Origin of the sequence: Ectothiorhodospira mobilis, from assembly GCF_900114895.1 — a bacterium.
GTDB lineage: Bacteria > Pseudomonadota > Gammaproteobacteria > Ectothiorhodospirales > Ectothiorhodospiraceae > Ectothiorhodospira > Ectothiorhodospira mobilis_A.
Genome location: NZ_FOUO01000018.1, coordinates 34,208 through 43,268, shown reverse-complemented (window position 1 = coordinate 43,268; position 9,061 = coordinate 34,208). Strand labels below are relative to the sequence as shown.

Below are 9,061 nucleotides of genomic sequence, written 5' to 3'. Positions count from 1 at the left end.
GAACCACCCGATCCCATCCCGAACTCGGAAGTGAAACGACTCAGCGCCGATGATAGTGTGGGGCCTCCCCATGCGAAAGTAGGTCACTGCCAGGCCCTTATACCTAAACCCCCGGACGGCTTCGCCTCCGGGGGTTTTTCTTTTGTGCAAATCAATTCATTCCTTACACACCTGCCTGCCCCCAGCCCCATGCTGATAGGGGCGGGGGGAGGTGGCAAGCTGGGTTAGTTCACTCGTCCGACCATGGCGGCGGCCTCCGCGGTCAGACGGCCGTTGCGCACACAGTCATTCATGGCGATGCCGCGGTAGGCATTGCCGGTGAGGTGCAGGCCCCGATGTTGGCTGGCCCGCTCCATGATGGCATCCACGGCCTGGATATGTCCCACCGGGTAGCCGGGCAGGCCCTTGGGCCAGCGCTTGACGAAGGTGGTGTCCGGGGCCTTTTCGATACCAAGTCCCTTGCGTACGCCTTCCAGGGCCTCCTGGATGAGGGTTTCGGGATCCTGATCCACCTTGTGCGGGGCCCGCTGGCCTCCCAGCATCACCCGTACGCTCTTCATGCCCTCCGGGGCCCGGTCGGGGAAGATGCTGCTGTCCCAGAGCACTCCGAGGACGGGGAGATCGGCGTTTGCGGTGGTGAGGAGCCCGAAGCCGTCCAGGGGATGGTCCAGTTCCTTCCAGCCGAAGCCCACCACGGCGATGGGGGAATAGTCCAGGGCCGCCAACTGGCTGGAGAGCTCCGAGTCCAGGGGCTGCAGGAGTTCGGAGGCGGCATAGGCGGGGGTGGCCACGATCACCTGATCCACCTTCAAGGCATCCCCGGCGCTCTGAACCCGGTAGCCTTCACCATCGCGGGTGATCGCCTCCACCGGAGCCCCCGTATGCCACTGGGCGTCCACTTGTTGCTGCAGATGGTCCACCATGGTGGTCATGCCGCCCTTGAAGCTCATGAGCACCCCACCCGGGCCGGCGCTCTGCTTGCGGCGCTTGATCATCCCCTTGAACAGACCACCGTATTCCCGTTCCAGGTTGACCACCAGGGGGAAGGCCGCCTGCACGGAGACCCGGTCCGCGGTGGTGCCATAGATGCCTGCGGTCATGGCGTCCAGGAAGACATCGGTAAAGGCCTTGCCCAGACGCCGGTACCCGAAGGATTGCAGGGTCTCGTCCTGATCGTCCCGCTTCGGCGGGACGAAGACCTCGCCGAGGATCCGCAGCTTCTGCGCGGGGGTGAGCAGTTGCGAGCGGATGAACTTGCCGGGTCCGTCCGGGAAGGGGTGCATCCGGTCCGTGTAGATGAAGCGCCGGCGCGCGGCGTCCTCGCTGCGCATGAGGATGTCGGTGGCCTGGCTTTCATTCACCAGTTTGAGCATATCCGGCTTGTTGCTGAGAAAGCCGTTGCCGCCCTCCTCGAAGAGGAAGCCGTCCCGGTTCACCGTGTGCATGGTCCCGCCCAGGTGCTCGTTGGCCTCGAAGACGTGTACCTCGGCGTCACTCCGGTTCCGTTTCAGATAGAAGGCCGTGCTCAGGCCGCTGATTCCAGCGCCAATGATCGCCACCCGCATGATGTGGATTCTCCTCTTGTCGGATCGGGAATGAGGGGCTGGCAGCTCTGCGCCGGGCCCCGGGATTAGGGTTTCGATGCTTTGTTCAGTCCCGCGGCGGCCGCCGGGCCACGAAACGGGTGGAGATGCCGAAGGTGTCGTCTTTGACCTGGACCATCTCGAAACCGGCGGCCTCCAGTTTCTCCACCAAGGCCTGGCTGGTGAGAAAGCCCTGGATGGATTCCGGGAGATAGCTGTAGGCCTCGGGATCACGGGAGATGAAGGCCCCCACCTTGGGCAGGAGACGGGACATGTAGAACCGGCCGATGCGGTCCACCAGTCCCGGCCGGGCCGGGCTCATGAACTCCAGGATCAGGAGATGGCCGCCGGGTTCCAGCACACGGTGGAACTCCCGCAGGGCCCCGTCCACATCCAGTACGTTGCGGATGCCGTAGCTGATGCTCACCATGTCCGCCGCCTCGTCCTCCAAGGGCAGCGAGGTGGCCGGGGCCTCGATGAATCGGGCATTCTTCACCTTGCGCCGGGCCAGTTCCAGCATCCCTTGGGCCGGGTCCACGCCGGTGACCTGTTGAATAGGGGTGCCGGTGGCCCGGCCCGCCTCGCGCCAGCACAGGATGAGATCCCCGGTGCCCGTGGCCACGTCCACCAGATGCCGCACCGGACGACCGTGGTTCTGGAGGGCCGCCTGGCAGGCATTGCGCCGCCAGCGCTGGTCGATGCCAAAGCTCAGGATGCGGTTGAGCCGGTCATAGGTGGGGGAGATGTCGTTGAACATCTGGATGATGCGTTGTTGTCTGTCCATGGGGTGTCCGGATGAGGGTGAAGGGTGGGCTGTGGTGGCCGCAGGGATTTTAGGTGTGGTTTTCGGACGGGCCGTCCTGCCCACGGGCTTCCTCCAGCAGGCGCTGGCGGATGCGTTGGAAGGCCTGCTCACTGATGTGATGGACGATGGGTTTGGCCACCCGTCCCACGGTCTTGTCCAGTAAACGGTTGTGCAGGTGATATTCGATGGTCAATTGCACCCGGGTGCCGCCGCGGGCGGGGGTCAGGCGGTAACGTCCGGTGTTGCGGATGCCGCTGCGGGACTCCCACTTCAGGCCCCGGGGCGGGTCCTCCTGGACGATGGCCACGTCCCAGTGGAACTGCATCCCGTTGGCATGCACCGTCCAGCGGTAGGTGCGTTCGTCCAGGGGGACGACGGATTGGACCGCATCTGCGTAACGCGGGAATTCGTCCACCCGGCGGATGAGGGCATAGACCTTCTCGGGCTCCGCCGGGAAGAGCATGTCATGTTCGATGACCGGCATGAACGGCTCCACTATGGCTTGGGATGTCGACCGCCACGGCCCCGGTGGCCGTCTCCCGCGGGGGTGGCCGGGTTATGTCAGAGCGGGGCGGCGGGGTCAAGCGACGTCGTCAAGGGCCTCGGCCCGCTGCGCGATGTTCTTTGCCATGGCCCTGAAGAGGAAGGCATGGGCCGGGGCCATAGTGTACCAATAGATCAGGCCCGGCATGCCCGCCGGATGCCAGTGGTTGACCACGTCGATGCGCGTACCCCCGTCCACGGGGGTCAGTTCGAACTCCAGCACCCCCGCCCCCGGGGCGCGCATGCCAAAGCCCAGGGTGAGGCGCCGTTTCGGTTCCAGCCCCACCACGCGCCAGGAATCCACCATGTCCCCCACGCGCAGCTCCAGTGGATCCCGGCGGCCGTAGTTGCGCCCGGGACCGCCCAGCATCCAGTCCACCGCCTCCCGGATGCGCCACAAGGGTTCATAGGCGAAGTAGCGGTTGTCGCCGCCGATGGCCGTGATCACCGACCACACCTGTTGCGGGGTGGCCCGGGCGAGGGCGCTGCCGCCGGCGTGTTTGGCGTAGTAGCTGTAGTCCAGACGATAGTCCCGGAACATGAAGGCCCCCTCGGTCCAGCGGGCGGCTACGGCGTGTTGCCGCTCTGCCTCAAAGGCGGCCCGGACCGCCTCGCGAAAATCCAGCAGCCGCTGGGGTATGAGCTGGCGGGTGCGCTCGTCATCGGCGATGTAGTCCTCGCGTAGTCCGTCCACCAGGGCCCGGGCGATGGGGGTGGGCACGGAGGTGACCAGCCGCAGCCAGTAGGAGGAGAGCCGCGGGGAGAGCAGGGGGACAGGGAGGATCACCGGGGGCCGGTGACCCGCCTCCTCGGCCAGGATGTGCATCATGCGTCCATAGGTGAGGTACTCCGGGCCGGCCACGTCCAGGATGCAACCGGCCGCCTCCGGGATGTCCGGGGCCCGCTGCAGGTATTCCAGGAGATTCTCCAGGGCGATGGGCGGGGAACGCCGGGAGACCCACTTGGGGGTGACCATCACCGGCAGGTGCAGCACCAGATCCCGCATCACCTCGAAGGCGGCGGATCCCGGACCGACGATGATGCCCGCGCGCAGTTCCGTCACCGGTACCGGGCCTTCCCGCAGGGTATCGCCGGTCTGGCGCCGGGAGACGATGTGCTCGCTGCGGGCCGAGGCCGGGGCCAGTCCCCCCAGGTAGATGATGCGTTCCACCCCGGCCCGGGCCGCCGCCTCGGCAAAATGGTGCGCCGCCTCCCGGTCCAGGCGGCCGAAGTCCCGTCCGGAACCCATGGAGTGCACCAGGTAGTAGGCGGTACGCACCCCCTGCAGGGCCGCGTCCAGGGTCGCCGGCTTGAGGGCATCGGCGGCTATACACTCCACGCCTTCCCAGCCCCGGGCCTGGAGCACCTCCGCCCGCCGGGAGACGGCGCGGATCCGGGCCTTGCCCGCGGCGGCCAGGCGCGGTACCAGGTTGGAGCCGATGTAGCCGCTGGCGCCAAAGACCAGCGTGATGGGGCGGGGGTCTACTTGTACATCCTTGTCCGGTTCGGGGACCTGCTTGCTCGGGGTGTGCATGGGGAAACTCCTGCGCATCGTGCGGGAATATCCCCATTATGGGCGCCACGGCGCCCGATGCAAAAAATACCGTGCTCAGTCTCTTTGGGGCTGGATGGCCACGGTGAGCCGGCAGGTGCACACCGCCCGGCCCGCTTCGTCCATGATCTCCACGGTCCACACCTGATGGCGGCGGCCCAGGCGTACGGGACGGGCATGGCCGGTCACCGTCCCCTCGGACACGGCGCGCAGGTGACTGGCGTTGATCTCCAGCCCGGCGGGCACGCATCCTTCGGGACAGGCCAGCCAGGCGGCGAGGCTGCCCAGGGTCTCCGCCAGGGCGACGCTGGCGCCGCCGTGGAGCAGCCCGAAGGGCTGGCGGGTGCGCCGGTCCACGGGCAGGGTACCGCTGAGGGTATCCCCCTCCACCCCGAGGATGCGGATGCCCAGGGCCTCCATGAGGGTGCCCGGGATCAGGTGGTCCAAGCCTTGGGGCGGGATCGGCCGTTGCCAGGGTGCGCTCATGGGGCCTCCGCGCCGCCGGCTGCGGCACGGCGGGCCAGCTCGCCGCGGCGCACCTTCAGGTCCGGGGTGGGTTCCAGCTCCAGGAAGGCCACGGGGAGCATGTGGGGCGGGAGGTGTTGCCGTAGCCAGTCCCGCAAGGACGAATCGTCCAGCCCCCCGTCCGTCTCCAGGAAGGCCACCGGCCGCTGACCGAACTCGGCATCGGGACGAGGGACCACCACCGCCCGGAGGATGCGGGGATGACGGTGCAGGACCGCCTCCACCGCCTCCGGCTGGATGTTCTCCCCTCCACTGATGAACTGGTTGTCGGCCCGCCCGGTAATGTGCAGGCCTCCGTTCTCCCAATGCCCCAAATCGCGGGTATGGAACCAGCCTTCCGCGTCGGTGGCGGAGCGGATCATTCCGCCCTCCAGGTAGCCCAGGAAGAGGGTATCGCCCCGCACCAGGATCTCGCCGTTGGCATCCACCCGGCATTCCCGATGGGGCAGGATGTGGGCCCGGCCCTGGGGATCGTGGGTCACCACCTGCGCCGTCATCTCCGTAAGGCCGTAGCTCATCCAGCAGGAAAGTCCCCGGCCGCGGGCCTCCTCCAGCAGATGCGGACGTACCGGACCGCCCCCCAGCAGCACGGTGCGCAATCCAGAGGGAAGGGCTTTCCCGGACAGGAGACGCTGCAGCTGGGTCTCCACCATGGAGACATGGGTCACCCCCATGTGCTCCAGGAAGGCCGCGTCCTCAGCGCGCCCCCCCAGCACCAGGGCGGCCCCGCCCAGCAGACACCGCACCAGGAGGGTCAGGCCGCCCACGTGGAAGGTGGGCAGGGAGAGCAGGTAGCGATCCCCCGGCCCCAGGGGGTTCACGGCATTGGCCCCCAGGGCGCTGTACAGGTGATTGCCATGGCTGTGCACGGCCACCTTGGGGCGGCCGGTGGATCCGGAGGTGAGCACCCCGGTGCAGGGGGCGTGCAGGCCCTCGGACCGGGAGGGTGGTTCCCCGCCGCCGTAATCGGTGGCCGTCACCGTGGTCCCGGGTTCGCTTAGGATCCAGGGGATCGCCTGCTCCCGCAGCAGGGTATCCAGGGGTGTTGCGGGCATCTTGGGATGGATGGGCAGCAGGTACGCCCCCGCCGCCGGTATCGCCAACAGGTCCACCAGGCCCAGGAGATCCGCCCGGGTGCGCAGGGCGACCCAGTCGCCGGGGGCGATCCCATCGGCCCTTAGGATCCGGGCGCGATCCGCCACCCGGGAGGCCAGGGCGGAGAAATCCAGGGCCGGGGCATCGGGACGGAGCACGGCCGGGGCAGCGGCATGGGTGCGCGCCCGAACCTCCAGCAGCCGGGGCAGGGTGTCGGTGGGCAGGGTGCTCATGTCCAGGTCCCGAGGGATTCAAGGGCCTCCTGTGGGCATAGGGGGTGTTGCTGGTGTTCCGGCTGGCTGTCGATGGGGGCCAGCAGGGCCTCGCCCAGTACCGAGAAGGTGTCCAGGCCGTGGGGGCCGGGCAGCCCCCAATGATCCGCCAGACGCGCGTATAGGTCCAGGGTGAGGTTGCTCTCGTAGGCGGCGCTGAGGATCACCTGCAGCCCCCGGGCGCGTGCGGCGGCCATCAGGCGCTGGGTTTCCGTAAGGCCCGTGAGCATGGGTTTGAGCACCAGGGCACCCAGGCCCGGGGTATCCAGGGCCCGGGCCGGGAAGGGGGCGGAGTCCACCCGCAGGGTCTCGTCCCAGGCGAAGGGGACGGCGCTGATCCCCGGCCAGGGGGCGTAGTCCAGTCCCGGGCGCAGGGGCTCCTCCACGAACTCGATGCGCTGCGGATCCATCCCCTCCAGCACCGTTCGTGCATCTTCCAGGGACCAGCTGCGATTGGCGTCCAGGCGCAGACGCTGACCCGGCTTTAGGCGTTGCAACAGTGCGCGCAGGGTCTCCCGGTCCGACCGGGGGGCGGCGCGGCCCACCTTGAGCTTGATGCAGGCCGACCCCGGGGCCGGCCCCGAGCGCGCCGGATCATCATGGCGCAGCAGCCGGCAGCGGGGCAGGGGGCGCGCTGGGGGCAGGGGGGTGGTGCACTGCAGCAGGCCGGCCTCGATGCCGAAGCGGACCTCAGCGGGCAGCTCCCGGATGTCCCCCCCCAGACGCGCCGCCAGGGACCCCGGGCGCCGGAGCCGCTCCTGCAGGGCCCGCTGACAGGTCTCCAGGTCATGGGGGCTGAAGCCCGGCAGGGGGCTGATCTCGGACCACACGCAGGGGGCCCCGTCCCGTTCCCATTGCAGCAGCAGTCCCTCCCGCTGGTCCAGGGTTACCGCCCCCAGATCCAGGGGGGCGGTGAGGGAGAGACGGAAACGCCACAGGTGCAGGCGATGCAGGCTAGACATGGGGACGCACACACTGGCCCCGCCAGGACCCTGGCGGGGCCAGGGCCTCAGGGCTGGCGCCGGAAGCGGGTAAAGTCGGGCTTGCGTTTCTCCAGGTAGGCATTGCGCCCCTCCTGGCCCTCCTCGGTCATGTAGAAGAGCATGGTGGCGTTGCCTGCCAGCTCCTGAATGCCCGCCTGACCGTCCACGCCGGCGTTGAAGGCGGACTTGAGCATGCGCAGGGCGACGGGGGAGTGTTCCAGGATCAGGCGGCACCATTCCACGGTCTCCTGCTCCAGCCGTTCCAGGGGTACGACGGTGTTCACCAGCCCCATATCCAGGGCCTGGGCGGCGTCGTACTGCCGGCACAGGAACCAGATCTCCCGGGCCTTCTTCTGCCCCACCACGCTGGCCATGTAGCTGGCGCCGAAGCCGCCGTCGAAGGAGCCCACCTTGGGACCGGTCTGGCCGAAACGGGCGTTTTCGGCGGCGATGGTGAGGTCACAGATCAGGTGCAGCACATGCCCCCCGCCGATGGCGTAGCCGGCCACCATGGCGATCACGGGCTTGGGGCAGGAACGGATCTGCCGCTGCAGGTCCAGCACGTTCAGATGGTGCATGCCGGTGTCATCGTCCTTGTACCCGGAATCCCCGCGCACCCGCTGGTCGCCGCCGGAGCAGAAGGCCAGATCCCCCTGACCGGTGAGGATGACGACGCCGATGTCGGCATCGAAGCGGGCGTCGGCCAGGGCGCGCTGCATCTCCATGACGGTGCGCGGGCGGAAGGCGTTGCGCACCTCGGGGCGGTTGATGGTGATCTTCGCGATCCCTTCCGCCTTGTGGTAGAGGATGTCCTGATAGTCCCCGGAGTGGTCCTGCCAGTCGGCGGCGGGCTGGATGCTGGATTCGGCTGCTGTGGTCATGGGCTCTCGTCGGGATGGATGGCTTGGGTTGGGGTGGCCCGGGCGGCGCGGGCGAGCACGCCGGCCACCGCTTCCGGGGCCCGGGCGTGGCAGTTATGCCCCAGGCCCTTGAGTTTGACAAGGGTCACCCCGGGGCAGCGGGCCGCCAGGTCCTCCCCTAGGGCGCTGAAGCGGGTGTCCTTTTCACCGGCGATGTAGAAGACCGGTGCCTTCAATGCCGCCAGTTGTGGGTGCAGGTCCGGCTGGCCGGCAAGACCCGCCGCCTCCAGGACCCGGGCCAGGGTGCGGGGATCGTGGCCGGCGCGGGCCTGGATGAATCGCCGGCGGGTGGCCGCATCCAGGTCGGCGAAGACCGGCTGGCGGTACCAGTCCTGCAGCAGATCCGGCCAGGGGTCCTGCTGGAAGCGCCGGATCCAGGCGGCGTCCTGCCGGCGGCGGGCCTGGCGCGAGGCGGTGTCCGTCAGGCCGGGGTGGGCCCCTTCCAGCACCAGGGCGGCGATGCGCCCCGGGTGCTGCAGGGCCAGGGCGGCGGCGATACGCCCGCCCATGGAATACCCCGCGAGCACGAACCGTTGCGGCAGGTCCGGGACCAGGGCCTCCCAGGTGCGGCGGCAGTAGCGGTGGAAATCCGCCCCCTCGGCCAGCCAGGGGGGCAGATGGCCGTCGTGGCCCGGCAGGTCCGGGAGGCGGCAGTCGAATGCGTCCCCCAGGGCAGCGGCCACCGCCCGCCAGTCGGCACCCCGGCCCATGAAGCCGTGCAGGCAGACCACCACGGGCCGACCGGATGCGGTGCCGGAGATCCGCTGCGGGGCCGTCATCGCC

The 9,061-nt window shown here is 68.8% G+C and carries 9 protein-coding genes and 1 rRNA gene; 1 reads left to right on the top strand and 9 read right to left on the bottom strand.

Annotated elements, in window-relative coordinates:
- Window positions 1-95: ribosomal RNA gene (gene rrf, locus BM214_RS11105) — 5S ribosomal RNA — on the top strand; the annotation flags it as partial.
- 129 nt (window positions 96-224) lie between these two features.
- Here the strand turns inward: rrf and hemG are convergent.
- From hemG to menH, 9 genes are all read right to left on the bottom strand, one after another.
- The gene (hemG, locus tag BM214_RS11100; RefSeq protein ID WP_090487120.1) at window positions 225-1,565 is read right to left on the bottom strand and encodes a protoporphyrinogen oxidase; all 1,341 of its coding nucleotides are present in this window, start codon (window positions 1,563-1,565) and stop codon (window positions 225-227) included.
- Between the two features lie 85 nt (window positions 1,566-1,650).
- Entirely contained in the window at window positions 1,651-2,367 is a 717-nt protein-coding gene (gene ubiE / locus BM214_RS11095) for a bifunctional demethylmenaquinone methyltransferase/2-methoxy-6-polyprenyl-1,4-benzoquinol methylase UbiE (RefSeq protein WP_090487117.1), read from the bottom strand.
- Between the two features lie 49 nt (window positions 2,368-2,416).
- A complete protein-coding gene (locus BM214_RS11090) occupies window positions 2,417-2,872 on the bottom strand; it encodes an SRPBCC family protein (RefSeq protein WP_090487115.1) in 456 nt (151 codons plus the stop codon).
- 96 nt (window positions 2,873-2,968) lie between these two features.
- Entirely contained in the window at window positions 2,969-4,465 is a 1,497-nt protein-coding gene (locus tag BM214_RS11085) for a DUF2867 domain-containing protein (protein ID WP_090487112.1), read from the bottom strand.
- A 75-nt stretch (window positions 4,466-4,540) separates the two neighbouring features.
- Complete coding sequence (locus tag BM214_RS11080) at window positions 4,541-4,969, bottom strand: hotdog fold thioesterase (RefSeq protein ID WP_090487109.1); 429 nt, start codon at window positions 4,967-4,969, stop codon at window positions 4,541-4,543.
- A complete protein-coding gene (locus BM214_RS11075; RefSeq protein ID WP_090487106.1) occupies window positions 4,966-6,336 on the bottom strand; it encodes an AMP-binding protein in 1,371 nt (456 codons plus the stop codon). The genes BM214_RS11080 and BM214_RS11075 overlap by 4 nt, the downstream gene beginning before the upstream one ends.
- Window positions 6,333-7,337, bottom strand: a complete 1,005-nt coding sequence (menC, locus tag BM214_RS11070; RefSeq protein WP_090487103.1) for an o-succinylbenzoate synthase — start codon at window positions 7,335-7,337, stop codon at window positions 6,333-6,335. The genes BM214_RS11075 and menC overlap by 4 nt, the downstream gene beginning before the upstream one ends.
- Before the next feature lie 47 nt (window positions 7,338-7,384).
- On the bottom strand, window positions 7,385-8,239 hold the full coding sequence (gene menB, locus BM214_RS11065; protein ID WP_090487101.1) for a 1,4-dihydroxy-2-naphthoyl-CoA synthase: 855 nt from the start codon (window positions 8,237-8,239) through the stop codon (window positions 7,385-7,387).
- Window positions 8,236-9,057: a 2-succinyl-6-hydroxy-2,4-cyclohexadiene-1-carboxylate synthase gene (gene menH / locus BM214_RS11060; RefSeq protein WP_090487095.1), complete on the bottom strand. Its 822-nt coding sequence runs from the start codon at window positions 9,055-9,057 to the stop codon at window positions 8,236-8,238. The genes menB and menH overlap by 4 nt, the downstream gene beginning before the upstream one ends.
- Between the last annotated feature and the right edge of the window lie 4 nt (window positions 9,058-9,061).

Bases quoted from the DNA above. Each gene is read 5' to 3' on its own strand.
- hemG (WP_090487120.1), bottom strand. From the start codon at position 1,565: ATGCGGGTGGCGATCATTGGCGCTGGAATCAGCGGCCTGAGCACGGCC.
- menH (WP_090487095.1), bottom strand. From the start codon at position 9,057: ATGACGGCCCCGCAGCGGATCTCCGGCACCGCATCCGGTCGGCCCGTG.
- BM214_RS11075 (WP_090487106.1), bottom strand. From the start codon at position 6,336: ATGAGCACCCTGCCCACCGACACCCTGCCCCGGCTGCTGGAGGTTCGG.
- menC (WP_090487103.1), bottom strand. From the start codon at position 7,337: ATGTCTAGCCTGCATCGCCTGCACCTGTGGCGTTTCCGTCTCTCCCTC.
- BM214_RS11080 (WP_090487109.1), bottom strand. From the start codon at position 4,969: ATGAGCGCACCCTGGCAACGGCCGATCCCGCCCCAAGGCTTGGACCAC.
- ubiE (WP_090487117.1), bottom strand. From the start codon at position 2,367: ATGGACAGACAACAACGCATCATCCAGATGTTCAACGACATCTCCCCC.
- BM214_RS11085 (WP_090487112.1), bottom strand. From the start codon at position 4,465: ATGCACACCCCGAGCAAGCAGGTCCCCGAACCGGACAAGGATGTACAA.
- BM214_RS11090 (WP_090487115.1), bottom strand. From the start codon at position 2,872: ATGCCGGTCATCGAACATGACATGCTCTTCCCGGCGGAGCCCGAGAAG.
- menB (WP_090487101.1), bottom strand. From the start codon at position 8,239: ATGACCACAGCAGCCGAATCCAGCATCCAGCCCGCCGCCGACTGGCAG.